We start from the raw sequence: 26,060 nt of genomic DNA, 5'->3' as shown, positions 1-26,060 counted from the left end.
ATCAACTAAGGGCCATTAGTTTTACAAGGTATATGATCACGAAACAGGCACTTTCTTCAGTCGATCGAATTCTTCTTTTAAGAATTTTCCGGTTTCAGAATCATCGGTGTCTGCAACCTCTTCAGGTGTTCCTTGTGCTATGATCTCGCCACCCCCGCGGCCGCCTTCAGGCCCCATATCTATGATCCAGTCAGCGGCTTTAATGAGATCAAGGTTGTGTTCGATCACAATAACCGTGTTCCCTTTTTCAACCAGTCGCTGAATTACGGTAACCAGCATTCTTACATCTTGAAAATGAAGGCCGGTGGTTGGTTCATCCATTACATAAAGCGTATCTCCGGTGCCAACTTTAGATAATTCGCGGGCCAGTTTTATCCGTTGAGCTTCCCCGCCGGAAAGTGTGGTTGATGACTGCCCCAGTGTGAGATAACCAAGTCCGACATCGACGAGTGTGTCTAATTTTCTGCTTATAGCCGGTTGGGCATCAAAAAATTCAGCAGCTTCTTTGATCGGCATTTGAAGCACATCTGAAATATTTTTTCCTTTATAATAGATCTCTAAAGTTTCGCGATTGTAACGCTTGCCGTTACAGGTTTCGCAGGTCACATATACATCCGGCAGGAAATTCATTTCGATCTTTCTAACCCCGTCCCCGTTACATTCTTCGCAGCGTCCGCCCTTTACATTGAATGAAAAACGTCCCTGATCGTATCCCCTGATCTTGGATTCTGGAAGTTCGGCAAAAAGTCTGCGAATATGATCGAAAACCTTGGTATATGTACCGGGATTGGAACGGGGTGTTCGGCCAATAGGGGATTGGTCAATAGAAATAATCTTATCCACATTGTCGAGGCCTTCAACGGAATCGTAGGGCAGGGGAACAGTTTTGGATTTGTAAAAATGGTTGGATAAGATCGGTACCAGTGTCTGGTTGACAAGTGAACTTTTCCCGCTGCCGCTAACACCGGTTACGCAAATAAACCTGCCAAGCGGTACATCGAGATCTTGATTCTTGAGATTATGTCCGCGGGCATTGGTTATAGAAATAGACTTCTTGTTGCCATTTCGGCGCTTTTCTGGAATAGCAATAACTTCTTCATCATTCAGGAATTTAGCCGTATCAGATTTGGGATCCAGTTCATTCGGCTTTCCGGCAGTAACAATATGACCTCCATTTACTCCAGCTCCGGGTCCGAGATCTACAACAAAATCAGCATGTTCTATGGTTTCACGATCATGTTCCACCACAAGTACTGAATTACCCAGATCGCGGAGTGTTTCAAGTGATTTAATGAGTTTTATATTATCCCGTTGATGAAGCCCGATACTCGGCTCATCTAAAATGTAAAGAACGCCCACCAGCTGCGTTCCAATTTGAGTGGCTAAACGAATACGCTGTGCTTCACCTCCACTCAAAGTCTGAGCTTCACGGTCTAAAGACAAATAATTCAACCCGACATTTAGCAGGAAATCAAGGCGGTCACGAATTTCTTTGAGCACCTGATTTCCGATGGTTTGTTGCCTTTCGGTAAGATTAATTCCGTACAGTGTATCCCGAAGTTCTTTGATATCCATTTGCACGAGATCGTGAATGTTGTACTCATCGATCTTGTAGGAGAGAGCTTCTTTATTGAGTCGGCCACCTTCGCACTCAGGACAGGTTATCCGGTCCATAAATGCTTTTGCTTTATCGCGCTGCTTGTTGGATTTACTGTTGTGATATTGATCTATGATGGTATTCCGAAGTCCTTCAAACTTGTGTTTGTAGGTAACGGAATTATCTTTGAAGTCGTAGCTGACAGAATATTTCTTATCCCCGCTGCCATTCATAAGTACATCGGTGAGTTCTTCAGGGAAATCTTTGATTGGGGTATCAAAATCTACATCAAACGTATCGAGGATCGCTTTGAGTTGCTTGAAGACAAAAATATCCCGAGGTGCACCTAAAAATCGGATTCCGCCTTCCGAAATGCTTTGTTCTTTGTTGGGTACCAACAGATCCCAGCTCACATCATAGGTGTATCCCAGCCCCTCGCATTTTTTGCAGCTTCCATATGGTGAATTGAATGAGAAAAGATTTGGTGCGGGATCTTCATAGGCTAAACCACTTTCCGGATCGAACAGATTCTGGGAATAGAGTTTGTCTTTTACCTCTTCACCATCTTTAACGGCCAGGATCACATTGCCATCGGCCATTTCCAAAGCCAGACGGATGCTGTCGGCGATCCGTTTTTCACTTTTTGGGGAGATCACAAAACGGTCAACTACAATTTCAATATTATGCGTTTTATAGCGATCCAGCTTCATGTCGTCTTCCAGATCCTGAAATTCGCCATCAATGCGAGCCTGAACAAAGCCTTGTTTGATTGTTTGCTCGAATAATTCCCGATAGTGGCCTTTTCGTCCTCTTACTACCGGCGCCAGGCAATACGCTTTGGTTCCTTCCGGCATATCCATTACTGATGCAACGACCTGATCAGCCGACTGTTTAGCCATTTTGTTACCGGTTTTGTAGGAATAAGGAATACCGACTCTGGCATATAACAGTCGAAGGAAATCGTATATCTCCGTTACAGTTCCCACCGTAGAACGTGGATTTCGGTTGGTGGTTTTTTGATCGATGGATATGACAGGAGATAGTCCGTCTATAAAATCAACAGCAGGGCGCTCCATCATTCCGAGGAACTGGCGGGCGTAAGCAGACAAAGATTCTAAAAACCGGCGTTGTCCTTCGGCGTAGATGGTATCAAAAGCCAGGGAAGACTTTCCTGAACCGGAAAGTCCGGTGATGACCACCAGTTCGTTTCGGGGGATATCAATGTCAATATTTTTGAGGTTGTGTTCGCGGGCACCGCGTACTACAATGTTGTGCTGCAAAGCTGCTTGTATTTTAAGATTTCAGAACTACGAAAAATACAAAACAGAAGCGGGAAAAGCTTCATTCCTTCCGGTCAATTTATTGACCTCAAAAATCTTAGTCAGACGATTCTTCCGAACGCCGAATCAGGTCATTGAATTCTTTTATGAAGAATCGGTTAGGGATGATACCGGCGTCATCATCTGAAAATTCAGTTTTTATGCGTTCTACAAAATACATGGGGATCTCCCCGATGTTCTTGGTTTTCACTTTACCCCGGTCTTTAAATTCAAAGAAGTCTTTTACACGGTTGTATGTAGTTTCAGAGATGTTAATACCATTATCTTCAGAATGGAATTCGAGGCGGGCTGCAAGGTTCACGGTTTCGCCCCAAATGTCATATGCAAAACGACTTTTCCCGATCACTCCAACTACGGCTTTTCCGGTGTGAATACCAATTCGAATAGGTAAGTAAGGAATGTCTGTATTCTTATTTTCAGCTGCCGATTTGACAAAATTTCTGATCTTAAGTGCGGCCAGAATAGCATCTACGGGATGTGAGGCGTTGCGTTCGGGGAGGCCACCCGCGGCCATGTAGCTGTCGCCGATGGTTTTTATTTTGATCAAATTGTGCCGGGCAGTGATCTCATCGAACTCATCAAAATAGTAACTGAGGCTTTTAATAAGTTTTTCAGGACTAAGCTCCGGCACCACTTTAGTGAAACCGGCAAAGTCAGTGAACATGACTGTGGAATCCTGATATCGCTCGGGGTTGACATTACCATATGCAAGCAGGTTTTCTGCTACCTTTTCCGGAAAGATGTTATGGATCAATTCCTCATGTTCTTTTTTAGTGATCTCCAGTTCCTTGTTTACTGCATTCAATCCCGATTGCATTTTACTAAGCTGATGATTCTGCTCCAGGGTATTTTTATAGGTAGAAATAAGCAGGTTGATCAGGTGAGTATAATCAGCTTGTACCTGATACTCTTTTCCTTCAATAACAACCTCTACACTTTCAGCATCCTTCTTCGGTAGCGGTGGATTTTGAAGCAGCTCTTCAATTTTTGAAAACAACGTTTCATCATCAAAGGGCTTGGTGAGGTAGTTGTTGGCTCCCGATTCAATTCCTTTCATGATATGCTCGGTGGTGGCCATAGAAGTGATCAGGATGAACGGGATCTTATACAGCCGCTCATGATCTTTGACGGCCGCACAAAATTCGAATCCGTCCATAAGTGGCATGTCAACATCGCTTAGGATCAGGTCTGGATATTCTTTTTTGGCGAGTTCTAATCCGTCTTCGCCATTCTGAGCGGTCAGTACCTCATACCCCTTTTGAATTAATTTATGCCTTGTAAGTGTTACCAGAGCAGGATGATCATCCACAACTAAAATGCGCGGCTTCGTTTCTAACATATCATTAACTTTAAGTTTGAGACTAAATATATTTTATAAATGTTAACAATGTCCAAGAAATTTCAGCATAAGCTGTGAAAAACCGATAGTTTTAGACCTCACTCAGAAAATATTTTTATGCAAGAAGTAGCAAACAAAAACTGGAATCCCACTTCCTGGAAACAAAAACCTGTAAAACAGCTTCCCGAATATCCGGATCAGCAAAAACTTGAAGAGGCTTTTGAAACGCTCAAAGGCTTGCCTCCACTGGTGACCTCATGGGAAATTGACGCACTTAAAAATAAGCTGGCAGATGTGGCTGCCGGAAAATCATTTCTGTTGCAAGGCGGCGATTGTGCCGAAAGCTTTGATGCTACTAAAGCACCCAAGATCGTAAACATGGTGAAGGTGTTACTGCAAACCAGTTTCATTCTTATTCACGAGATGGGAGTGCCGGTGGTGCGTGTTGGAAGAATCGCGGGGCAATATGCCAAACCTCGATCCAGCGACTTCGAAACCGTGAACGGTAAGGAAATTCATAATTACCGGGGAGACCTCATTAACGGTTATGAATCAGAATCGGGAGTACGTACGCCCGACCCGGAACGCCTTTTGGAAGGATATCACAAAGCCGGATTGACACTCAATTTTTTGCGTGCTTTAGCAGATGAGGGCTTTGCCGATTTGCATCACCCGGAACAGTGGGAGCTCGATTTCATGCAAAATAATGAGTATTACGCTGAGTATGAAGATATGGTTAAGTCTATTACCAAAGCCGTTAGGTTTGTAGAATCCATCGCTCCGGATACTTTTTCAACCCTTCAAAAAGTGGATTTTTACACCTCCCACGAGGCTTTGAACTTGTATTACGATTCGGCACAAACCAGGCCGGTTCCCCGAAAACCCGGACATTTTAATTTAAGTGCACATATGGTTTGGCTTGGAAACAGAACTCGTGAACTTGATGGAGCCCATGTTGAGTATTTTCGTGGAATCAATAATCCTGTTGGCATAAAGGTTGGGCCTCCATTCAATATTGATGAGACTCTGAAGCTGATCGAAACGCTGAATCCAAATCATGAGGCTGGCAAGATCGTTTTAATCACCCGTTTTGGTAAAAATGTGATCGAAGATGATCTGCCGGAGTTGATTCGGGCTGTTCGCCGGGAAGGCTTTCCGGTAGTTTGGAGCTCAGATCCAATGCACGGCAATACCTTTAACACGGATGGAGGTATTAAAACAAGAAATTTTGACGATATTCTCAGTGAAGTAAGGTCAGCTTTTGCTATCCACCGTGCCGAGGGGAGTTACCTTGGCGGAGTTCATCTTGAATTGACCGGCGATAATGTCACAGAATGTGTAGGCGGGGCCAACGGTTTGGATGAAAAAGGCTTGAACCGAAATTATGAGACCTTTTGCGATCCCCGTTTGAATTATGAGCAAAGTCTTGAAATGGCTTTTCTGGTTGCCCGGGAGTGGAAAAAGAGCTATTTGTAAAAATAAGACCAATAATTAAAAATCAGGAATTAGTTGCTTCAAACCATTGAACAACAATAATTCCTGATTTCACCTCCGGCATTCTTCATAACCCGAACCGATTCCTGCCATCATGGTTGTGCTTCTGACAGTCCTGCCTTTTGGAGCTGTCAACATTGCTACAACCTCAAGCCCATCTGAAATTTCAGCAGTTTCATTTTGTCCCTCTGTCAGAAAAAGACCGACTAACAGAGTTGGCATATACCTTGCAACTAATGAACTAAATTAATGATAAAAACTCTAACAAATAACGAAGTTCATTATGGCACTTATCAACTATACACGACCAAATGTAGATCTTCACAGCAAAAGATTCAGTGACATCCTTGATGAATTTTTTAATGATTCAATCAGGTATAAAAAAGATTCTTTTGTGCCCAGCGTTGATATATCAGAGACTGAAAACAGTTTCGAGATATCAGTTGCTTTACCGGGCATGAAGAAAGAAGACATCAGCGTTGATCTGGATGATGGTCGCTTGACCATTAGCGGTGAGCGTAAGTTTGAGAAAGAAGATGAAGGAAAAAACTATCATCGTTTAGAATCAGGTTTTGGCACATTCAGCCGTTCTTTCCAACTGCCAGACAATATCGACGAAAGCAGTATTGAAGCAAAATATGAAAATGGTGTGTTGGATATCACCATTAATAAAAGCGAAGAAAAGGTTAAGAAGCAGATCAAGATTGCATAGCTTGATCCATTAGGTTAAGGGAACCGGGGTTGCTTGATCGCAGCCCCGGCTTTTTACTGTTTGTAAAGAAATATTTAGCCTGCACAATTTTGGAAAGTTGATGCGTTGTTAATTCGAATTAGAAATAAGAATTAAAAGGAACTCAAATGAATACCTTCGTGAAAAACACTTTTGGGGTGGCTGCAGCTTTGTTGGTACTGCTTGGTTTAAATTTTGCCACAACCAATAAAGAAAATGTTTCACTCCCTAATTATGATACGGAAGTTACTTCGGCGGAAGCCCGGCCCGTTTCTTCTCTAAAAGATTTTAATGATGCAATCGTAGATATAGCCGAGAAAACGAACCCCTCGGTTGTAACCATTACAACAAAACGCACGCAGGAAGTCAGGGTGATTGACCCTTTTGCCCGTTTTTTTGGAAACCCACGGGGAGAAGGTGAAACCCGCGAGCGTGTGCAGCGCGGACTTGGGTCCGGAGTGATCGTTTCTGATGAAGGATATATTCTTACTAACAATCACGTGATCGAGGAAGCTGATGAAATTCAGGTTCGGTTGATGAGCGGAGATGAGGTAAGCGCTGAGGTCATTGGAAGTGACCCACAAACAGACATTGCTGTGTTACAGATCGATGTGGATGACCTTCCGGTTGTTGAAATGGGCAACAGTGATGAACTGAAAGTCGGTTCCTTGGTATTGGCTATTGGAAGCCCGCTTTCCGAAGACCTGGCTCACACGGTCTCTTTTGGGATTGTGAGCGCGAGGGGCCGGTCTTTAAATAATTTGACTTTTTATGGAGATTATATCCAAACCGATGCAGCCATCAACCCCGGGAATTCCGGAGGAGCACTTATTGATGTAAATGGGCAATTAGTAGGCATTAATTCTGCCATAGCATCCCGCTCCGGAGGAAATGACGGCATTGGATTTGCCATTCCTATCAATCTCGCTAAGAGAATTATGGACGACCTGATTGACGACGGTGAAGTTTCACGTGGCTATTTAGGCATTACTTACAAAGGGGAAGTTGATCAAACACTGGCTCGTGCATTAGGTTTAGATAATGTACGCGGTATCATAGTTGGAAACGTTGAAGAAGATAGTCCAGCAGATAAAGCCGGACTCAAAGAAGATGATATCATCATTTCTTTAAATGATGAGAAGATCAGAAATTGGGATAGCTTCAGGACACAAATAGCGGCTTTCAAACCCGATGATAACGTAACATTAGGTATTATCAGAGATGATGAAAATATGGAAGTTGAAGTAACATTAGGGAAAAGAGCAGAATCAATTGCACAGGCAGTTCCTCAGAACAGTCAGGAATTAAAAGAGCGGTTAGGTTTTGACTTACAAGAACTTAATTCAGATATACGAAGACAGTTAAACGCTCCGAATGATTTGGAAGGAATTGTGGTTACAGAAGTTCAACAAAGTAGCAATGCTTACGAAAGAGGTTTAAGAAGAGGTGATGTCATAACCTCTGTGCAAAGAAAAAAAATCTCTACAGTTAATGAATTTTATTCAGCCATTGAAGAAAATGATAATGAAGTTGTATTGCTAACCGTTTATAGAAATAATGTGGAACAATACATCGCATTTGAACTCTAATAAGGTGTAAAGATTTTTGTACCCCGAAAACCCAAACCCAGGTTCCTGATACGGACCTGGGTTTTTTATAAAAGTTGTGGTTAAAAAACTCTAAAACAAATGTCTCCCATTTACCAAAAATTACAGTGAATCTTGCAAAACATTTTGTATCTTTGTGTTATAAGAATTTTTAAGATTTTTGTACCCCGAAAAACCCAAACCCTGAGCTCTGATACAGTTCAGGGTTTTTTTATTTACATATCTTGTTGATTTTTAGGGATCAGTTTCAGGCGCTCTTCCAATCCCTTGAATACATCTCTTGCCAAATGTTCCCGGTATTCATCTCGGGTTAAGGCCCGGTCATATTCTTCTTTAATCTCAACACTGGTAATGCGGTCTTCAACTTTTCGAATATTAATTTCTGCAGTATGGCCGGTTTCGAAATTTCGTTCATCAATTCGGCCACTTTTCTTAAAAAAATAGATCTTATATAAATCGCCTCCCTCAAGCTTTTCGGCATTCATGATAACCATCTGTTCGTCCTGCAAAACTTTCTCGATGGTTGTCAGTACCTGATCAAATGAGTTATTGTAAAGGTGGGGTTCTTGCAATCCATAACTTGTTGAAGCACAAGCGTGAATAAAGAAAGTGGCTATTAAGCCAAATAGAATTAAGGAAATCGAATAGTATCGTTTTGAGGACATAGGTAGAAGTTTGATGTTATAATTATGTGTTAAACATTAATAAATACAGTCAATAATTAAAAATTACATGATCATGTTAATTATGATACTGTAAAAATGTCAATAGTAAACGACAGGCACGGTTTTGGAAGATATATAAGCAGAACAAGAGAAAATCGGAGATTCTATTATGAACATGAATAAATTTACACTGAAAGCACAAGAAGCTGTTCAGCGATCTATTGAATTTGCACAAACTGCCAATAATCAGGCGGTAGAGCCTGCCCATATTTTAAAAGCTTTTTTAAGTGATCAGGAGAGTATTGTAAATACCCTATTGAGTAAACTTGGAGCCAATTCAGGGGCAATCACTAAAGTAGTGGACTCTGTTATTGAGCGGCTTCCAAAAGTTCAGGGTTCTTCTGTAACCGGGCAATATTTATCGAATACAAGTAAACAGTTATTTGATATTGCCCAAAAAGAAAGTTCAAAGCTTGGGGATGAATATATAAGTTCTGAGCATATTCTGATTGGTATGACGGAGGTGAAGGGAGAAGTCGCAAATCTGCTCAAAGATCAAAATGTTACCAAAGAAAATATTCTTAAAGTATTAAAAGATGTCCGCGGAAATCAGACAGTGGATGACCCAAATGCTGAAAGTCGCTATGGTGCACTTAAGAAATATGCCCGAGACCTGAACGAACTGGCAGAGAAAAACAAACTGGATCCTGTTATTGGCCGTGACCAGGAAATACGTCGTGTGATGCAGATCCTTAGTCGCCGAACCAAGAATAACCCCGTTCTTATTGGAGAACCTGGCGTTGGTAAAACCGCGATTGCTGAAGGAATGGCACTTAGAATTGTGCGGGGTGATGTTCCTGAAGGACTCAAATCCAAACGAATTGTAGCGTTGGATATGGGGGCTTTGGTTGCAGGAACTAAGTTTCGGGGTGAGTTTGAGGAAAGACTCAAAGCTGTAGTCAAAGATGTGTCAGAGTCGGACGGTCAGATCATTCTGTTTATAGATGAAATTCATACGCTGGTAGGGGCCGGCGCCACCGAGGGAGCCATGGATGCGGCTAACATCCTGAAACCTGCATTGGCTCGTGGGGAATTGCACGCAATCGGTGCTACTACGCTGGACGAATACCGTAAATACATTGAAAAAGACAAAGCACTGGAACGACGTTTACAAACGGTGATGGTGAATGAGCCATCCATTGAAGATACCGTGTCTATTTTACGTGGATTGCAGGAGCGGTATGAAGTGCATCACGGAGTTCGCATCAAAGACTCTGCTGTAGTTGCTGCCGCTGAACTTTCTCATCGTTACATTGGCGATCGATTCTTGCCGGATAAAGCCATTGACCTTATTGATGAAGCCGCCTCAAGATTGCGCTTGCAAATCGATTCTCTCCCCGAAGAACTGGATGCTATAGAACGACAAATCCGTCAGCTTGAAATTGAACGGGAGGCATTAAAGCGAGAGCAAGATCAGTCCAAAATAAAGAGTATTGAAAAGGAATTAGCTGATCTTGAGGAACAGCGTAAATCAATGCGAGTGCAGTGGGAGCAGGAGCGGGATCTAATCCAGAAAGTACGCGAGCTGAAGCAGGCCATCGAAACGTCACGAAATGAAGCCGATAAAGCCGAACGTCAGGGTAATTATGAGAAAGTGGCTGAGCTTCGATATGGAACCATCACGCAGCTCGAAAATGACCTCAAAAAATCCCAGGAAAAACTGGATGAGATGCAGGAGAACCATTCCCTGCTGAAGGAGGAAGTGGATGCCGAAGATATCGCTGATATTGTAGCTCGGTGGACCGGAATTCCGGTTCGGAAAATGCTACAAAGCGAACGCCAAAAATTGATGCATCTCGAAGAAGAGTTGCATAAACGCGTGATCGGTCAGGATAAGGCTATTGAAGCCGTTTCAAATGCCGTTCGTAGATCGAGAGCCGGTTTGCAGGATGAACAGCGGCCTATAGGCTCATTCTTCTTTCTTGGCTCAACCGGGGTAGGTAAGACAGAACTCGCTCGCTCATTGGCTGATTTTTTGTTCAATGATGAAAATGCTATGATTCGCATCGATATGAGTGAATACATGGAGAAACACAGCGTCAGTCGTTTGGTTGGTGCACCTCCTGGTTATGTTGGGTATGATGAGGGGGGGCAGCTCACCGAAGCGGCTCGTCGACATCCGTATTCGGTAATCCTGCTGGATGAGATCGAAAAAGCCCATCCCGATGTATTCAATATCTTACTGCAGGTTTTGGATGAAGGTCGCCTTACCGATAACAAAGGCGTGACGGTTGATTTCAAGAACACCATCATCATCATGACGTCAAACATCGGTTCACACCTGATCTCCAACGAGATCGAGAAATCAGGTGGTGATATGAGTGATGAGAAGTACGAAGAGCTGCAGAATAAACTGATCGATCAGCTCAAGAAAACCATCCGGCCTGAATTCCTGAACCGTGTGGATGACACCATTGTATTCCATCCGCTTGATCAAAGTCATATTCGCGCCATCGTGGATATTCAGCTCAAGCGTGTGCATCAAATGCTGGCCAAAAATCAGGTTACGCTGGATGTGCCGGATACCGTGAAAGACTGGCTGGCTTCACGCGGATACGATCCGGTGTATGGAGCACGTCCGTTGAAGCGGGTGATCCAACAAAATATCACCAACAAATTAGCCTCATTGCTGCTTAGCAGAGAAGAAGAAGGCCCGGTTCATTATGAGGCAACTCTTGATACTTCCGGTGATGTCATTCAGTTCGCTGAAGTGCTTGATGATGTAGAAGCCTGGGCGGAAGCTGATTAGGTAATTAAAAATTCAAAATTAAGGATCAAAAAATTGGGCTCGGGAATAAAAACCGGCCCAATTTTTAATTTTAAATCTTCCATTTTGAATTCCAGCTTAGCTGGATAGATTCGTCTCACCCTTGATCTTATCATACTCAGTATCAACCGGCTCCCAAAGTTCAATTTTGATGCCGTTGGGATCCATGATCCATCCAAATTTTCCATATTCAAATACTTCCATTTCGCCGACTACTTCCACGCCTTCTTCCTTTAGTGCTTTCAGCAGTTCTTCAAGATTTTCAACCCGGTAGTTGATCATGAAATCTTTCTCGCTGGGATTGGTGTACTCCGTATTTTGATCAAACACACTCCAGGCGGTGAAGCCTTTTTTATCAGGTGCCTGGGCATGTCGCCATTCAAACGTTCCGCCATATTTCCCACTGTTTATACCAAGATGCTTTTTATACCATTCTTTTGAAGCCTGAGGGTCTTTACTCTTAAAAAAGATTCCGCCAATTCCTGTTACTCTTTTTTTCATAGTTAAGTTTTTTCTGAATTTATGATAAGGGTATGGGCAATTCGATCTGTCTTAGTATATAAAACTAAATGGTGATAGTTAGTTAGGTTTTAACTCTGATACAGAACGTGATGAGTAAGCAAATAATACCCTTTGGTGGTGTTTACAATCTCAGCTTGATTCCGGTGCTCAGTGCAAAACAAATATTTTCCAATAGCATCAAATCAAAGTAAAACTGAATTTTTCTTACCGATTTTAGTTTTTATTCATACAACATTCATCATAAATGAATTTTTTAAAAATGTCACTCAAGACTAACACTCAACCATAAAATCATGGCTGCTCAAACACTCGACTTATCGAAACAAGGGATAACAGTAAAGAAAGTACTTCGTAACTCATCACCAGCTGCATTTTACGAGGAGGCAATTAAATATGATCAGGGATCGGCGATCACCAAAGAAGGCGCATTGGTGGTGCGATCCGGAAAGCGGACGGGGAGAAGTCCGGCCGACAAACGTGTAGTAGATACTCCGGACATTCACGATGATGTTTGGTGGGGAAATGTAAATATCTCCCTGGATGAACATACTTTCGATATTAATTGGCAACGGGCTACCGATTATTTGAATACGCGCGAACGGCTATATGTGATTGATGGTTTTGCCGGCTGGGATCCCAAATACCGGCTCAAAGTGAGAATCATTGCAGAACGCCCTTATCACGGATTATTCATGCACAACATGCTGATCCGCCCAACTAAAAAAGAACTTGAGCATTTCGGTGAACCGGATTTTGTGGTGTACAATGCCGGTAAATTTCCTGCCAATAAATATACCGAGGGAATGACTTCGGAAGCCAGTGTGGACGTTAATTTCAAACGCAAAGAAATGGTCATTCTGGGAACCGAATATGCAGGCGAGATGAAGAAAGGCATCTTCACGGTAATGCATTACCTGATGCCGAAAAGGAATGTCCTTTCCATGCATTGTTCTGCCAATGAAGGAAAACATCCCAATGATGTGGCTCTCTTTTTTGGGCTGTCCGGAACCGGTAAGACTACTCTTTCCGCAGATAAAAACCGCAAGCTGATCGGAGATGATGAACACTGTTGGAGTGATGATGGTGTATTTAATATCGAGGGTGGTTGTTATGCTAAAACGATCAATCTTTCAGAAGAAAAGGAACCTGAGATCTATGGGGCTATTAAATTCGGAACCGTTCTTGAAAACGTAGGTTATGATGAGGAAACCCGCGAGGTTGATTATGATGATATTTCCATCACCCAAAACACAAGGGCCTCCTATCCGATCGATTATATCTCAAATGCAAAAATTCCGTGTGTTGCCGGTCATCCAAATAACATCATATTTCTGACTTATGATGCTTTTGGGGTGTTACCCCCCGTCAGTAAACTTTCTCCGGAACAAGCCATGTACCATTTCATCAGTGGATATACCGCAAAAGTAGCGGGAACGGAAGTGGGTGTTACCGAGCCTGAAGCTACATTTTCTGCCTGCTTTGGTGCCGCTTTTCTTGTGTGGCATCCTTCCAAGTATGCGGAATTATTAGCTAAGAAAATGAGAGAGCATGGGTCAAATGCATGGTTGGTGAATACCGGCTTGACAGGCGGGCCTTATGGAAAAGGCAGTCGAATGGATCTGAAAAGTACAAGAGCCATCATAGACGCAATTCATGAAGGGGAACTGGATGGAGTTCCTACCGTTGAGGATGAAGTATTTGGATTTCAAATACCAACAGAATGCCCAAATGTTGATCCCGAGATCCTGCTTCCACGAAATACCTGGGAAGATCATGAAGCTTACGATAAACAAGCTGAGAAACTTGGTAAACTATTTGCCAAGAACTTTAGTAAGTATAAAGACGGAAGCAGTGAAGCTATTATCCAAGCCGGGCCTAAAGTTAGTGCTGAAGGATAAAAACTAATCTTGCCTTACAATATGAAAGCCTGAGTTGAGAAGAGAATAGCGTAGGGCGGACAGTTTGTCCGCCCTTTTTATGAAAGATATGGGTTTCTGACTCTCCTCCCTGTAAAATCAGTAAACTGATTTGCCGGCCCTTCAGGAGGGATACAGGTTATCTTCTTTAGTGACGACTTACTTTAGGATAATAGTCTATACCTCGTTCCTACGCTCTGCGTTGGAGCGAAGTATAGTTTGTATTTACATGTTATAAGAGTTCTTCAGGATTCAACCCTTTCAAATCATCCACTACAAACTTACGTCCTTCGCGAATGAGTTCGCCATCGAGGTACACATCCGGGCCGATGCACACCAGATCCCAATGGATGTTACTTGAGTTGCCATTTGGCGCAACTTCGTAATCTTTGCCAAGGGTAAGGTGATTGGAGCCGTAGATCTTCTCATCAAACAGAATATCATACATCGGGCTTTCAATGACCGGGTTCAAACCAAAACTGAATTCTCCAAAACGTCGTGCGCCTTCATCGGTATCGAGGATATCTTTGAGGGCTTCATTGTTGGAAGAATCGAAATCAACTACCACACCGTTCTCCACTTCCAGCTTCACAAACTCAAAAGGCTTACCTTGGTAGACAGAGGGAGCATAGGAGATCACTCCATTCACAGAATCCAGAACGGGGGAAGTAAAAAGCTCGCCATCTGGGACATTTCGTTTGCCAAAACAAGGCACCCAATTTTGTCCTTTTACCGAGAATTTGATATCGGTTCCGTCTCCTTTTAAATGAATTTCATCCGTTGCCCGCAGTCGTTTTTCGAGAGGCTTCATGGCTTCTTCAAGCTGTGCGTAATCAACAAGACAAGCGTTGTAATAAAATTCAGCAAACGCGCGGGTGGGCATCTTGGCATTCATGGCAAAAGCCGAAGAGGGATAGCGCATAATGCACCAGTTGGTATTATTCACACGCTCATCAAAATGAACCGGTTTCAGAAAATGTTCAGAATAGGCTTTATTCGCTTCTTTGCTTGCTTGGGAGTTTTCATAAATATTTTCTGAAGCACGAATGCCAATAAATGCATCCATTTGCTTCATTTTTGGAAGCTGATCGACCGAGGCCTGGTTCTTCCAGAATTCCTCATTGCCGCTTTCGATGAGAATGCGTTGGGTATCTGCATCTTCGATCTGCACAAAAGGATGCGCATTTTTCGCCCGAATCTGCTCAACCAAAGCACGCAATAAGTCGATACCGTTCAGTCCAATGAGCTGAACCATTACATTTTGTCCGGCTTGCACTTCGGTGCTGTGTTCAAGTATTAAAGTCGCCAGTTTTTGATCGTTTTCTGAAATCATGTTCGGTTCTTTTTTTAAATAATTTTGATGAATTCTTTTGACGGGAAGTTAAAGCAAATGTAGCGGAAGTTTGCAGTGTTTTAGTGTTACGGTGTTATGGTTTTGAGTTGGAACCATAACACCGTAACACCATCGCACTATAACACTAAACTGCCAAATCAACTTCCCCATCACAAAGTGAAATTTCTTTGGGATCGTTGGAGGCCAGAAAAATCAGTGTGCCTTTTTTGGCTTCGGTTTGTACGATGGATTTCACCAATTCGTGGCCTTTTTCGTCAAGATTGGAACCGGGTTCATCCAGCATCAGAATTTCAGGTTCCCGAACCAAAGCAGCCGCAAGTTTAGCACGTTGCTGCTGTCCGGTAGAAAGGCTCCCAAAAAGCTGATCTCTTAAATGTGGAATTTGAACCCTTTCCAGTAAAGCCTCAATTTTTTCGGGTTGAGCCGAATGACCTCCGGCTTCCAGCAAAAAGGTTAAATTCTCGGCCACAGAAAGTTCTGCATATAAATTGATGTAGGGAGCAGCAAAACCGATATGGCTTTTCACTTCCTTTTGATTCATCAAATGTTCATCATTTTTCCAGATAATATTTCCAGAAGTTGGGCGAAGTAGGTAAGCGAGACATTTCAATAGGGTAGATTTCCCACTTCCGTTGGAGCCGGCAATTCCCAAAATTCCAGATCGGTGCTCAAAGGAGAAATCTTCGAACACAGACTTGGTATTAAACTTTTTGCTGAGGTTTTCGACTGTAAGAGAGATCATGCCCTAAGGTAGCAAGAATAGATAAATAAGGTGAATGTCAGTTTAAAAAGTTTATAAAGAGACGAAGACACCGGTTCCTGGGCCACATAGAACAAAAATTTGAAAACAATAATAGAAATACTAAATCCTTAATTGTATTGGGAGCCGGGAGGTTTTATTTTCAATGAAATTTCAAATATCGATATGCATCAGGCAGTAGAAGAAATTATAGATAAGCTCATAGGCGCGGTTAAATCCGATAAGCCATTCTATACCCTTAAGGATCTGCTTTCGGCCGGAATTCCATCTTTTATTGTAGAACGTATCCGTATTGAGATCAATGACAAGCTGCGCCAGGAATTTGAGCTAAAGGAAAGTTCCTGGGCCGATACCTCTAAACCGGCTGTTCAGAATGCGTGGAAAGATTTTCAGGAAACACTATATGCACACTCTCGCATCCCAAAAGATAAATTCTATGTAGTAACCGGCCGGGTTATGAACGAAATCGTGAAGGTATATCTGGAACCCAGGCAGCACATGGCCGAGTATATCTATAAAGGGGAAGAGGAGCTGAATTATGATGAACTGGTTCGCCGAACCGATAAGCTGACGATCTATAAGCACTTTGGAAAAGCTATTCCTCTTTATATGAAAAAGAGGAAGCTTTCTTCCCTGGAAAAGAAACGCTGTAAACTGTTAATTCATAACCTGGATGCAAACCTGGTAGCTTCCTATTCTGCCAAAGACTGGGCCCAGGTGCTGGAGTTGCTTTTTACTCTTTTCGCAGGAAAAATTGATGCGAAACTCATCCAGCTGTTTTTTGAGGATAAAGGATTATACCTGACGGCAAAAGCTTTCAACGCACTGGATGAAGAGATCACCAAAGAGCGCTTTATTGAGATCCTTTCCTATCCTGACCTTCTGGATGTGAAGCTACAAGAGAAGTTTCGTGATCAATTCCGGGAAGAGCTTATCGCCCAGAAGAACCGGTTTGATCATCCCGATGAAGATGAAGTGGAAGTAGTGGATGAAAAAGAACAACGTTTACTGGATAGTTTTTTTGGGGATTATAAAGCCAGCGATCCACAGATGACGGATCAGGAATCTTTCAATGCCTTGTTCAAGTCGGAACAAAACGAAAAATCTATTTTTGAGGAATTTGAAGAGACCCCGGATGCTGAAGAGATATCACGGTCCCTTAAATCAGGGGAACAAACGGATGAGATCAAGAAATTTCGCCAGAACCTGGTAACGGTATTGGATCAGGCGGCTCACTCGTTTAAAAACCTGGATGAGGATGAAGAAGAGGATGCGGAAGATGAGGAACAGGTTCAGAAGAAACCTCAGCCTAAAAAGGACAAACCCAAAGTAGAGCCGGATGATGAAGAGGAAATTATTGCACCGGATGAAACCGATGATCTGGAACCGCTGATTGCTGAAGAACCGGAAGAAGATGGTGAGGAAGAAGATCAACCCATGTGGCAGCAGTTTTTACGTCCCGATCAAATGGATGTGCTGATGGGAAGCTCCGATACCGATGAAGACGAATTAATAGATGAAGACAGTTTATTTGAGAATGCAGAAAATCAAGCTGAAGACAATAAAATAAATGAAAAACCGGATCTTGAAGACTTTATAGTGGGTCAGGAAGGGGTTTTTGTGAAGCAGATCTTTGGCGGTAAGAAAAAGAAATACAAAACCGCGCTTAAAAAAATTCAAGATTTTGGTGATTGGGACACTGCATCAGAGTTTATACATGAACATATTTTCTCACCCAACGAAGTAGACATGTTCTCCGATATTGCAGTAGAATTCACAGATCGGCTGCAATCTTATTTTGAAGAATATAAATCCTAAACAAAAAAGTATTTATGGCTACGAACCCGAAAGTAGAACGACTTCAGGAATTACGCAAAGAAGCACTAAAAGGCGGGGGAAAAGCCCGCATCGAAAAACAGCATGACAAGGGCAAATTAACGGCCCGCGAGCGCATAGACCTGTTGTTAGACAAAGGAAGCTTTGAAGAAATTGATAAGTTCGTAACACACAGAAGCTCAAATTTCGGGCTCGATAAAAAGCAATATCTGGGAGATGGAGTGATCACCGGATTTGGCAAGATCCACGGGCGTCCGGTATATGTTTTCAGTCAGGATTTTACCGTTTTTGGAGGCTCCCTATCTGAAACACATGCCGAAAAAATCTGCAAGATCATGGACCTGGCAATGAAAAACGGGGTTCCAATCATCGGCCTGAATGACTCCGGTGGAGCCCGAATTCAGGAAGGCGTTTCTTCCTTAGGCGGATATGCTGAAGTATTTTGGAGAAACAGCATGGCCTCGGGGGTTGTACCTCAGATATCGGCTGTGATGGGTCCTTGTGCCGGTGGAGCAGTTTACAGTCCAGCCCTTACCGATTTTATTTTTATGGTTGAGAATACCAGCTATATGTTTGTGACCGGGCCGAATGTCGTAAAAACGGTTACGCATGAAGAAGTGACATCCGAAGAGTTGGGAGGAGCTTCGGCTCATACCACCAAGTCGGGAGTTTCGCATTTTTCCAGTCCTAATGATGCCGTTTGCCTGAACGACATTCGCGAGCTGATGAAATACATTCCGCAAAATTGTGAAGAAAAAGTGCCTGTGATCGAATCCAAAGAACCGGATTCGACTAAAGCCAAAGCGCTGGAAGATCTCGTGCCGCTCAACCCAAATAAACCATACGATATTCACGATGTGATCGGGGGTATTATGGATAAAGATTCGTTCTATGAGGTGCACAAAGACTATGCGGATAATATTGTAGTTGGTTTTGCCCGTTTAGGTGGACGGAGTGTTGGAATTGTAGCCAATCAGCCGCTTTCTTTAGCCGGTGTTTTGGATATAGATGCTTCACTCAAAGGCGCTCGGTTTGTGCGTTTTTGTGATGCTTTTAATATTCCTTTGGTTGTGTTTGAGGACGTGCCGGGTTTCCTTCCGGGAACCGATCAAGAATGGAATGGCATCATCAAACACGGAGCGAAATTACTGTATGCGTTCTGTGAAGCGACTGTGCCCAAGATGACGGTTATTACCCGGAAAGCATATGGCGGCGCTTATGATGTGATGAACTCCAAGCACATTCGTGCCGATTATAATGTAGCATGGCCCACCGCTGAGATCGCTGTAATGGGCACCAAGGGAGCCGTTGAAATTATCTTCCGAAAAGAGATCGCTAATGCGGATGACCCTGAAGCAAAACAGAAAGAACTGGAAGATGAATACAGTGAAAACTTTGCACACCCTTATCTTGCCGCCGGAAGGGGATTTATTGATGATGTGATCCTCCCATCCGAAACCCGTGAGAAGCTGATCAAACAACTGGAAGTGGCTCAAAATAAAGTAGATTCTGTACCTAAGAAAAAGCACGATAATTTACCGTTGTAAAATGTGCGGTGTGCTTTGTGCTGTGAGATTGGAGCCGTCTGTTGACGGCTCTTTTTTTATAATCTGCTTTGGAAAAATACAACCATACCCTAATACGAAGAGATATTTATAGGAGAGATCAGCTTTAGAACGAAATAAAGCGATCAAGGAATACGGCTATCCATACAAGCGGGAGGTAGGCGATGGAAGCAAACATCATTTGCTTGGCATTTTGTTTGGATCGGTCCAGTCCAAATTTGATAGTGTACCCCATAAATCCAAGGGCGAAAATTATACCAAGCACTAAAAAGATCATTCCTGAAATTCCAAGTTGATACAGGGCAAAAGTGACTGGAAATAAACCGAAGACACAAATCATTGACCAAAACAGCGTTTTAAATCCGGTTTTATCTTTCTTGGGAAGCATTTTTAGCCCGGCGCTGGAATAATCATCTTTGCATAGCCAGGCAATGGATAGTACATGAGGCACTTGCCAAAAGAACATGATTCCGAATAACAGCCACATGCCCGGTTCAGCAATATTTCCGGTTGCTGCCGCCCACCCTCCAACAGGAGGAAGTGCTCCCGGGATGGCCCCGATCGCAATATTAATAGGGGAAACTTTTTTCATTGGGGTATAGACACCCAAATAGATGAGCGCGGTTAAAAATGAAACGGCTCCGGCTACCGGATTTACCATCAAAATCAGATAAAATAGTCCTGAAAAGATCAGACTGAGCGAAAAGATCATTCCACTTTTGGAATCGATACGGCGGTCGGGCAAGGGGCGTTTAGAAGTGCGCTTCATCAAACCATCGGATGCGCGTTCGATAAATTGGTTGTGTGCACCGGTTCCAGCAGCTATTAAATATGTTCCAACCAAAGCGTGAATGAGCGTGACAAAATTGATGTTAGTGCCACTGCCAAGAATAAACCCGACCAACATACTTACCAACACAGACATGGTAATGCCGGGCTTGGTCAGCTGGTAGTAGTCGGAAATAACATCCGTAAAAGATCTCTTGATGAGAATGTTTTCTTCGGCTGAATTCATGTAACTTTGATAGGTCGTATAATTGCTTTGTGCAGCCTTAAATTTAAATATTATTCCTCTTACTTGACAGTCTTTTAACATGAAATTAAATGCTTTTCAAAAAACTGCGATCACAACCGTTGCAGCCACAATTTTTTTGATCCTGATTGGGTCATTGGTGAGGGCGGCTGGTGCCGGGCTGGGATGTCCCGATTGGCCAAAATGTTTTGGTATGTGGATACCGCCTACAAGTTTAGCAGAATTACCTTCTCAGTTTGATGCCAGTCAGTTTAATGTGTACAACACCTGGATCGAGTATGTGAACCGTTTGGTGGGCGTACTTATAGGGCTATTGATCACAATTACATTTGTTCTTTCTTTTAAATATCGGAAAACAAAACCCGGTGTTTTCTACAGTTCTGCTGCGGCTCTTGTGCTCGTTTTATTTCAAGGATGGTTGGGAGGAGTTGTGGTAAAGACGGGCTTGCATGCAGGCATGATCACGGCTCACATGGTAGTAGCTATGATCATCATGATCACTTTACTATATGGTGTATTTGAAGCCACCAGTGATCATTTGAAGATCAAAGTTGGCGAAGAGTTTAGAAGCAGGCTTTTAACGGCCGGTTGGGTGTTATTAGTGATATCCATGATACAGCTGGTACTGGGGACTCAAGTACGGGAAGGTATTGATGCCATCAAGAATGCAGCAGAAGTTGCTCCCCGAGGTAATTGGCTGGAGATGGTTGGCACGATATTTCCGGTTCACCGAAGCTTTTCCTGGGTGGTTATGGGAGTCGGTGCATGGGTATATTTCTTAGTTCGAAAATATGAGGCAACAGGGCCGGTACGCTCACTTGGATTGATCAATGTGGCGTTGGTTTTGATGCAAGTGTTGATTGGGATAGGCTTATATTATTTGGATATGCCCCGGGTACTTCAGGTGTTGCATTTAGTGGGAATGGCTTTCATGATCTGCGCACAATTTCTGCTGATCATGGTTTTAAGAAAGGATCAAAAGGTGATATCAGAATGAATTCTTGTTGCCTCAGAGTCTTTCGAGCAGGTCGTTTAAGAACACTTTGACTTCATTCAGATCCTTTCGGGCTTTGGCACTTAACTCAGGTACCGTTTCTTCTTTATCACCGTTAAGGATCTCATTTACGCCTTCTGCACTGTATTTTTTTTCGTGAAGCAGCTCTTTGATCCTGAAAATAAGTGCCAGTTCCTGCTCTTTGAATACACGATTTCCTGCACTGTTCTTTTTGGGATTTAGTTTGGTATAGGTTTTTTCCCAGTTCCGAAGCACATGGGGTTCCAAGCCGGTTAGCTTACTGACTTCACCCATGGAGTAATACAATTTTTTCATAGTAAGCAGAAAGTGTATTTTGTCGTTTTTAGTGGCTTTAAAGTAAACCATTTCTGAATATTAGTAAAAGTATACATTTTGGAAGAAAATCAATCAAACATGCAATTAGACGTTAGTATCGTCATTCCGGTGTACAATGAAGAAGAATCATTGCCGGAGTTAGAGAATGAAATAGCAAAAGCTATTGGGGATATATTCAGTTATGAGATCATTTTTGTTGATGATGGTTCGTCAGATACTTCCTGGGCCGTCATCCAGGCATTGAGTAAGGAAAAAAAGCATATTTACGGGGTCTCATTTTCGCACAATTACGGAAAAAGTATGGCGCTTCAGGCCGGCTTTGAAAGAGTATCAGGCCGGTATGTAGTTACCATGGATTCTGACCTTCAGGATGATCCGAATGAGATCCCGGAAATGATCCAATTATTGAAAGACGGATATGACCTCGTAAGCGGATGGAAGAAAGAACGCCACGACCCCATTTCAAAGACCATACCTTCCAAATTCTTCAATTTCGTAACCCGAAAAGTGGCCGGTATCGATTTGCACGATTTTAACTGCGGTTTAAAGGCGTATCGTGCGGAAGTGATCGAAAATATTTATGTATATGGTGAACTTCATCGTTATATACCCATGCTTGCCAAAAAAGAAGGGTTTACCCGAATTACTGAAAAAGTGGTGAAGCATCATCCCAGAAAATACGGGAAGACCAAATTTGGGCTTTCACGTTTTATGAATGGTTTTTTGGATCTGGTGACAATATCCTTTGTTCAGAAATACCTGCAGCGCCCGATGCACTTTTTTGGTACCATTGGAGTACTGTTCATTTTAATCGGGTCTGGAATCAATTTATACATTGCTTACATAAAATTGGTTTTAGGCCAAGGTATTGGCGACCGGCCTCTCTTATTCCTGGGTATTTTGTTGCTGGTTCTTGGTGTGCAGCTTTTCTCTACGGGTTTGCTGGGCGAAATGATCAATAAGAATAATATTGAGACTCAGAAACCGCGCATAAGGGAAGAGGTTTAGGTTTTTACCTTCCGAGGCATCATTGTAATGAATAATCCTTCAATGGGATAAGGGGTAATACTGCCTTAAAGTGATCCGTGAATTCCTTTTTTTGAATTAGAAAATCAATCAGAGGGATTTCATCATGGATAAGAGACATAAAGAAGTAAAATGGTATGAAAAGCTTGATGAGACAGCCGATGTACAGGAAAAATCAAGTGCAGTAAAAACCGTTAAAAAGTCTGCCATCAAGAAAGATCTTTTTGACCAAAACATAAAAGATACTTACGAGTGGATAGATCTTATCGCATCAAAACTTGGTCTTGAAGAGCGGCCCGATACCGCCTGGAATATTTTAAGGGAAGTGATGCATATCATTCGAGACCGAATCACCATTAATGAAGTATTACACTTATCGGCTCAGCTGCCGGTGCTAATCAGAGGTATGTACTTTGAAGGCTACAGCATAAGTGCCAAACCCCGAAAGTTTCATGTTGATGAAGTTGAAGAGCGCATCAGAAAAGCATTGATGGGAACCACCGGAATTGAAGCGCAAAAGGCGTTTGGGGCAGTTCTTACTACTTTATATAACCGGGTAAGTGAAGGAGAATTAAATGATATCAGGGGCACACTTCCCAAAGACATCAGGGAATACTGGGATGAGAGCGTAGAAAACAGCGAACCAATTATGGAGTGAATTATGAGTGATAATGTATTACCAAAACCGACTAAAAAACGGGTTTCAAAGTCTGGGTCAAAGCGAAAAGATTATATTAACAAGTTGACCAAAAACCTCAGGAAATGGGATGAAGAGCTTGAAGGCCTGGAGAAAAAAAGAGATCAAAAAGTAACCGCTCTTCGAAAAAACCTGACGCGAAGGATCAACATCTTGCGTGAGAAAAGGGCCGATATGCAGGGAAAAATTGAACAGCTTGAAGAAGCCGGAGGAGATACTTTTGAAACCCTTGGAAAGGACATAGAGCTGATTTGGAAAGATCTGAGAGATGGATTTCGATCGATTCAAAAAGCCTTGAAAAAATAAAGAATAGCTTATAGTGCGACAACAAGAGAGGCCGATGCTTGAGGCAAGTAAAAGCCACTGTATGGAGTTATCTTATCCTGATCCAAGTTTTCGAGCACTTGGACTTCTAAAATTAAAAACTCTTACAGTGGCTTTTTTTATTTAGAATTGAAAAGGGCTATGGTTCCACTAATTGAATTTCGGCCAGGTAAAAAACCCGATCATCTTCTTCAAGCAAGCTTCCGTTCAAAACCTTGAAAACAGTACCGGGCCTAAGGGGTAGCGAACTTTCGTCGATGATACCCGCAGAAATCGGGATATTACCCCCGTCATTCTCCCATCTTATCTCTTCAAAAATATCGGGTACGGAGATTTCTTTCGGAAAGATCTCAAATTTAATTTTATGGATGCTTTTTTGAGGTTGTTTAGCTGACATCATCTCTCCATAGATTCAAAATTCAGATTACAACATTGGATCCCGAGGATTCTTTTTTGCCGGGGTATACCAGGACAGGGACTTTTGAGCTTTGGCTCATTTCTTTAGAGTGTTTTTTCCCGATGATGGAAAACAAATGGTGATATCTCACCATAAAAATACCGTTTATCTTATGCTTGTTTACTTGCTCGGTCACGGCTTTTAAAAGGTCATCAGAATACAATAATTCAAAGGTCAGTTTTTTGTACTTAATGTGCTCGTGCACCATGTCTTTAAAGCCACGAAAAAGGAGTTCTGCTTTTTCATCGGAAGCTTTTGCAACATGAATGAGTTTCACAGAACTGTTGTATAGTCCCGCAAAGTACATGGTGAATTCCAAAGCAGGCAGATCCGTTGGTCCATAATCGGAGGTAAAAAGCAAATGCTTGAAGTCAGGGGAGTCTGCTTCCATAGGTATTGCCAATACCGGTACGGTAGATTGTTGGACTACTTCTGACGTTGTGCTCCCAAAGAAAAGCTGTTCTAAAGCACTGCGCCCCTGGGTTCCCATTACTACCAGATCAATTTCATAATCGCGAGTAGCGCTTAAGAGTGAATAAACTGTTCGGCCGTTAAAAATATGGGTTCTTATTTTTATCCCATCTTCGGCATATTCCTTTTTCTTGTTAATATCCTCGATCATATCCTCATAAAGTTTCTTCACTTTACGGGTCACATCTTTCTTAATGTCTTCTACCATAGGAGCAAAGTCGTAGGGTTCTTCTATGGAGTGCATGATATGTAAGGTGGCTCCCGTTTTTTTAGCCAGTGAAAGAGCATACGGTAACGCATGTTTTGCGTTCTCAGAGAAATCAGTTGGATAGAGAATATTTTTTATCTGAATGTCCATAAAGCCCCCTATAAATATTGGTTTTATGGATTATACTCAGTTTAATAGCCGTGGTGTGTAATGGATTGGTACTGTGCGGGTGTAAGGATTTAAATTACGAGGTTTGATCGTCCCTGTGCCACACAATGTCAATGTGATCCTCTCCATTGGAAGTAGATGTCAAGTTTCCCTGGAAGGCCAAATTAAGGGCATAACCGATCCTGCGCGCCAGGTTTACACCGGTGGTTGTAATAATGATAGCATTCTCGTTACGAGTGATATCCATCAGTCGCTCCAATGGCTGCTCGGATAGTTCTGAGGTGGCGATGCTTTGAATAAATGTGATCAAATGATCTTTGTTCTTTTCCAGATAATTACCGGTAAGCGTTACAAAACCGGCAGGTTGGTTCTTCTGAATACGCTCACAGGCAGGACATATTCCTTCTTTAATTTTGATTGGAAGTTGTTCCCAACTCCAGGTACCGTTTTTGTGTAAAGCTCCACACTTTGAGCATACCAACTCGTCTTCAAAATGTGTAGACTCGGGATCGGAAACGTAGTCTGTTCCAACTCCTTTATGTTCATAGGTTAGGTTCTTATTTGGCTGCTTCATAGATGCCTCTGTAGTTAAGTATATGGTAAATTTTCACAAAACTACCCTACGAAAATGTAGGTGTTTTGGATAACGTGTTGTAAGGTTATTCCTGAATAGGAGGTTGAGCTTAAAGGCCTTACAAAGTTTTGGAACCTACAAAAGGAAGGTGATCAAGCATGCAAACTTTTATGCAAGAAAAATATAATCTTTAAATAGT

The 26,060-nt window shown here is 42.5% G+C and carries 23 protein-coding genes; 11 read left to right on the top strand and 12 right to left on the bottom strand.

What is annotated here, in order from left to right:
• Positions 1 to 36 precede the first annotated feature (36 nt).
• Both uvrA and B151_RS0109160 read right to left on the bottom strand, forming a co-directional pair.
• Positions 37 to 2,877: an excinuclease ABC subunit UvrA gene (gene uvrA, locus B151_RS0109165; protein ID WP_020403325.1), complete on the bottom strand. Its 2,841-nt coding sequence runs from the start codon at positions 2,875 to 2,877 to the stop codon at positions 37 to 39.
• A 97-nt stretch (positions 2,878 to 2,974) separates the two neighbouring features.
• The gene (locus B151_RS0109160; RefSeq protein WP_020403324.1) at positions 2,975 to 4,276 is read right to left on the bottom strand and encodes an adenylate/guanylate cyclase domain-containing response regulator; all 1,302 of its coding nucleotides are present in this window, start codon (positions 4,274 to 4,276) and stop codon (positions 2,975 to 2,977) included.
• 117 nt (positions 4,277 to 4,393) lie between these two features.
• Here B151_RS0109160 and B151_RS0109155 point away from each other — a divergent pair, with 117 nt between their 5' ends.
• Entirely contained in the window at positions 4,394 to 5,752 is a 1,359-nt protein-coding gene (locus B151_RS0109155) for a class II 3-deoxy-7-phosphoheptulonate synthase (protein WP_020403323.1), read from the top strand.
• A 69-nt stretch (positions 5,753 to 5,821) separates the two neighbouring features.
• Here B151_RS0109155 and B151_RS20095 read toward each other — a convergent pair whose 3' ends face one another.
• Positions 5,822 to 5,992, bottom strand: a complete 171-nt coding sequence (locus B151_RS20095; protein WP_157470852.1) for a hypothetical protein — start codon at positions 5,990 to 5,992, stop codon at positions 5,822 to 5,824.
• 61 nt (positions 5,993 to 6,053) lie between these two features.
• On the opposite strand from B151_RS20095, the gene B151_RS0109150 reads away from it, so the two are divergent.
• Together B151_RS0109150 and B151_RS0109145 are read left to right on the top strand one after the other, a co-directional pair.
• Positions 6,054 to 6,482, top strand: coding sequence for an Hsp20/alpha crystallin family protein (locus tag B151_RS0109150; protein WP_020403322.1), 429 nt, complete (start codon positions 6,054 to 6,056; stop codon positions 6,480 to 6,482).
• Between the two features lie 146 nt (positions 6,483 to 6,628).
• On the top strand, positions 6,629 to 8,089 hold the full coding sequence (locus B151_RS0109145) for a Do family serine endopeptidase (protein WP_020403321.1): 1,461 nt from the start codon (positions 6,629 to 6,631) through the stop codon (positions 8,087 to 8,089).
• Between the two features lie 233 nt (positions 8,090 to 8,322).
• Here B151_RS0109145 and B151_RS0109140 read toward each other — a convergent pair whose 3' ends face one another.
• Positions 8,323 to 8,772 (bottom strand): hypothetical protein, encoded by a 450-nt coding sequence (locus B151_RS0109140; RefSeq protein WP_157470849.1) that lies wholly within the window; start codon positions 8,770 to 8,772, stop codon positions 8,323 to 8,325.
• 169 nt (positions 8,773 to 8,941) lie between these two features.
• Here B151_RS0109140 and clpB point away from each other — a divergent pair, with 169 nt between their 5' ends.
• Entirely contained in the window at positions 8,942 to 11,581 is a 2,640-nt protein-coding gene (gene clpB / locus B151_RS0109135) for an ATP-dependent chaperone ClpB (protein WP_020403319.1), read from the top strand.
• Between the two features lie 96 nt (positions 11,582 to 11,677).
• Here clpB and B151_RS0109125 read toward each other — a convergent pair whose 3' ends face one another.
• Positions 11,678 to 12,100: a VOC family protein gene (locus tag B151_RS0109125; protein ID WP_020403318.1), complete on the bottom strand. Its 423-nt coding sequence runs from the start codon at positions 12,098 to 12,100 to the stop codon at positions 11,678 to 11,680.
• Positions 12,101 to 12,414: 314 nt separating this feature from the next.
• Here B151_RS0109125 and pckA point away from each other — a divergent pair, with 314 nt between their 5' ends.
• Positions 12,415 to 14,019 (top strand): phosphoenolpyruvate carboxykinase (ATP), encoded by a 1,605-nt coding sequence (gene pckA, locus B151_RS0109120; protein WP_020403317.1) that lies wholly within the window; start codon positions 12,415 to 12,417, stop codon positions 14,017 to 14,019.
• A 250-nt stretch (positions 14,020 to 14,269) separates the two neighbouring features.
• Here the strand turns inward: pckA and B151_RS0109115 are convergent, their stop codons facing one another.
• Both B151_RS0109115 and B151_RS0109110 read right to left on the bottom strand, forming a co-directional pair.
• Positions 14,270 to 15,370: an aminopeptidase gene (locus B151_RS0109115; RefSeq protein ID WP_020403316.1), complete on the bottom strand. Its 1,101-nt coding sequence runs from the start codon at positions 15,368 to 15,370 to the stop codon at positions 14,270 to 14,272.
• 145 nt (positions 15,371 to 15,515) lie between these two features.
• On the bottom strand, positions 15,516 to 16,133 hold the full coding sequence (locus B151_RS0109110) for an ABC transporter ATP-binding protein (protein ID WP_026166589.1): 618 nt from the start codon (positions 16,131 to 16,133) through the stop codon (positions 15,516 to 15,518).
• Between the two features lie 183 nt (positions 16,134 to 16,316).
• Here B151_RS0109110 and B151_RS0109105 point away from each other — a divergent pair, with 183 nt between their 5' ends.
• Complete coding sequence (locus tag B151_RS0109105) at positions 16,317 to 17,969, top strand: hypothetical protein (RefSeq protein WP_157470846.1); 1,653 nt, start codon at positions 16,317 to 16,319, stop codon at positions 17,967 to 17,969.
• Between the two features lie 14 nt (positions 17,970 to 17,983).
• Positions 17,984 to 19,534: an acyl-CoA carboxylase subunit beta gene (locus B151_RS0109100; protein ID WP_020403313.1), complete on the top strand. Its 1,551-nt coding sequence runs from the start codon at positions 17,984 to 17,986 to the stop codon at positions 19,532 to 19,534.
• Positions 19,535 to 19,658: 124 nt separating this feature from the next.
• On the opposite strand, the gene cyoE is transcribed toward B151_RS0109100, so the two are convergent.
• Positions 19,659 to 20,567 (bottom strand): heme o synthase, encoded by a 909-nt coding sequence (gene cyoE / locus B151_RS0109095; protein ID WP_245550387.1) that lies wholly within the window; start codon positions 20,565 to 20,567, stop codon positions 19,659 to 19,661.
• Between the two features lie 79 nt (positions 20,568 to 20,646).
• On the opposite strand from cyoE, the gene B151_RS0109090 reads away from it, so the two are divergent.
• Entirely contained in the window at positions 20,647 to 21,582 is a 936-nt protein-coding gene (locus B151_RS0109090) for a COX15/CtaA family protein (RefSeq protein ID WP_020403311.1), read from the top strand.
• 12 nt (positions 21,583 to 21,594) lie between these two features.
• On the opposite strand, the gene B151_RS0109085 is transcribed toward B151_RS0109090, so the two are convergent.
• A complete protein-coding gene (locus B151_RS0109085) occupies positions 21,595 to 21,915 on the bottom strand; it encodes a MerR family transcriptional regulator (protein WP_020403310.1) in 321 nt (106 codons plus the stop codon).
• Positions 21,916 to 22,014: 99 nt separating this feature from the next.
• On the opposite strand from B151_RS0109085, the gene B151_RS0109080 reads away from it, so the two are divergent.
• The 3 genes from B151_RS0109080 to B151_RS0109070 all read left to right on the top strand — a co-directional run bounded on the left by B151_RS0109080 (position 22,015) and on the right by B151_RS0109070 (position 23,965).
• The gene (locus tag B151_RS0109080) at positions 22,015 to 22,944 is read left to right on the top strand and encodes a glycosyltransferase family 2 protein (protein ID WP_026166588.1); all 930 of its coding nucleotides are present in this window, start codon (positions 22,015 to 22,017) and stop codon (positions 22,942 to 22,944) included.
• 124 nt (positions 22,945 to 23,068) lie between these two features.
• Positions 23,069 to 23,620 (top strand): DUF2267 domain-containing protein, encoded by a 552-nt coding sequence (locus B151_RS0109075; protein WP_020403308.1) that lies wholly within the window; start codon positions 23,069 to 23,071, stop codon positions 23,618 to 23,620.
• Positions 23,621 to 23,623: 3 nt separating this feature from the next.
• The gene (locus B151_RS0109070) at positions 23,624 to 23,965 is read left to right on the top strand and encodes a sll1863 family stress response protein (RefSeq protein ID WP_020403307.1); all 342 of its coding nucleotides are present in this window, start codon (positions 23,624 to 23,626) and stop codon (positions 23,963 to 23,965) included.
• 157 nt (positions 23,966 to 24,122) lie between these two features.
• Here B151_RS0109070 and B151_RS0109065 read toward each other — a convergent pair whose 3' ends face one another.
• From B151_RS0109065 to B151_RS18365, 3 genes are all read right to left on the bottom strand, one after another.
• Complete coding sequence (locus tag B151_RS0109065; protein ID WP_157470843.1) at positions 24,123 to 24,383, bottom strand: hypothetical protein; 261 nt, start codon at positions 24,381 to 24,383, stop codon at positions 24,123 to 24,125.
• 19 nt (positions 24,384 to 24,402) lie between these two features.
• The gene (locus tag B151_RS0109060; protein WP_020403305.1) at positions 24,403 to 25,269 is read right to left on the bottom strand and encodes a universal stress protein; all 867 of its coding nucleotides are present in this window, start codon (positions 25,267 to 25,269) and stop codon (positions 24,403 to 24,405) included.
• Between the two features lie 94 nt (positions 25,270 to 25,363).
• Positions 25,364 to 25,861 (bottom strand): BCAM0308 family protein, encoded by a 498-nt coding sequence (locus tag B151_RS18365; protein ID WP_020403304.1) that lies wholly within the window; start codon positions 25,859 to 25,861, stop codon positions 25,364 to 25,366.
• Between the last annotated feature and the right edge of the window lie 199 nt (positions 25,862 to 26,060).

The sequence above is a fragment of the Gracilimonas tropica DSM 19535 genome, from assembly GCF_000375425.1.
GTDB lineage: Bacteria > Bacteroidota > Rhodothermia > Balneolales > Balneolaceae > Gracilimonas > Gracilimonas tropica.
Note: the sequence above shows the minus strand (reverse complement) of the source record. Positions and strands in the feature narration are given on the sequence as shown.

What these genes read in the sequence shown, in the direction of transcription:
- B151_RS0109160 (WP_020403324.1), bottom strand. Translation starts at nt 4,276, where the DNA reads ATGTTAGAAACGAAGCCGCGCATTTTAGTTGTGGATGATCATCCTGCT.
- B151_RS0109155 (WP_020403323.1), top strand. Translation starts at nt 4,394, where the DNA reads ATGCAAGAAGTAGCAAACAAAAACTGGAATCCCACTTCCTGGAAACAA.
- B151_RS20095 (WP_157470852.1), bottom strand. Translation starts at nt 5,992, where the DNA reads ATGCCAACTCTGTTAGTCGGTCTTTTTCTGACAGAGGGACAAAATGAA.
- B151_RS0109150 (WP_020403322.1), top strand. Translation starts at nt 6,054, where the DNA reads ATGGCACTTATCAACTATACACGACCAAATGTAGATCTTCACAGCAAA.
- B151_RS0109145 (WP_020403321.1), top strand. Translation starts at nt 6,629, where the DNA reads ATGAATACCTTCGTGAAAAACACTTTTGGGGTGGCTGCAGCTTTGTTG.
- B151_RS0109140 (WP_157470849.1), bottom strand. Translation starts at nt 8,772, where the DNA reads ATGTCCTCAAAACGATACTATTCGATTTCCTTAATTCTATTTGGCTTA.
- clpB (WP_020403319.1), top strand. Translation starts at nt 8,942, where the DNA reads ATGAACATGAATAAATTTACACTGAAAGCACAAGAAGCTGTTCAGCGA.
- B151_RS0109125 (WP_020403318.1), bottom strand. Translation starts at nt 12,100, where the DNA reads ATGAAAAAAAGAGTAACAGGAATTGGCGGAATCTTTTTTAAGAGTAAA.
- pckA (WP_020403317.1), top strand. Translation starts at nt 12,415, where the DNA reads ATGGCTGCTCAAACACTCGACTTATCGAAACAAGGGATAACAGTAAAG.
- B151_RS0109115 (WP_020403316.1), bottom strand. Translation starts at nt 15,370, where the DNA reads ATGATTTCAGAAAACGATCAAAAACTGGCGACTTTAATACTTGAACAC.
- B151_RS0109110 (WP_026166589.1), bottom strand. Translation starts at nt 16,133, where the DNA reads ATGATCTCTCTTACAGTCGAAAACCTCAGCAAAAAGTTTAATACCAAG.
- B151_RS0109105 (WP_157470846.1), top strand. Translation starts at nt 16,317, where the DNA reads ATGCATCAGGCAGTAGAAGAAATTATAGATAAGCTCATAGGCGCGGTT.
- B151_RS0109100 (WP_020403313.1), top strand. Translation starts at nt 17,984, where the DNA reads ATGGCTACGAACCCGAAAGTAGAACGACTTCAGGAATTACGCAAAGAA.
- cyoE (WP_245550387.1), bottom strand. Translation starts at nt 20,567, where the DNA reads ATGAATTCAGCCGAAGAAAACATTCTCATCAAGAGATCTTTTACGGAT.
- B151_RS0109090 (WP_020403311.1), top strand. Translation starts at nt 20,647, where the DNA reads ATGAAATTAAATGCTTTTCAAAAAACTGCGATCACAACCGTTGCAGCC.
- B151_RS0109085 (WP_020403310.1), bottom strand. Translation starts at nt 21,915, where the DNA reads ATGAAAAAATTGTATTACTCCATGGGTGAAGTCAGTAAGCTAACCGGC.
- B151_RS0109080 (WP_026166588.1), top strand. Translation starts at nt 22,015, where the DNA reads ATGCAATTAGACGTTAGTATCGTCATTCCGGTGTACAATGAAGAAGAA.
- B151_RS0109075 (WP_020403308.1), top strand. Translation starts at nt 23,069, where the DNA reads ATGGATAAGAGACATAAAGAAGTAAAATGGTATGAAAAGCTTGATGAG.
- B151_RS0109070 (WP_020403307.1), top strand. Translation starts at nt 23,624, where the DNA reads ATGAGTGATAATGTATTACCAAAACCGACTAAAAAACGGGTTTCAAAG.
- B151_RS0109065 (WP_157470843.1), bottom strand. Translation starts at nt 24,383, where the DNA reads ATGATGTCAGCTAAACAACCTCAAAAAAGCATCCATAAAATTAAATTT.
- B151_RS0109060 (WP_020403305.1), bottom strand. Translation starts at nt 25,269, where the DNA reads ATGGACATTCAGATAAAAAATATTCTCTATCCAACTGATTTCTCTGAG.
- B151_RS18365 (WP_020403304.1), bottom strand. Translation starts at nt 25,861, where the DNA reads ATGAAGCAGCCAAATAAGAACCTAACCTATGAACATAAAGGAGTTGGA.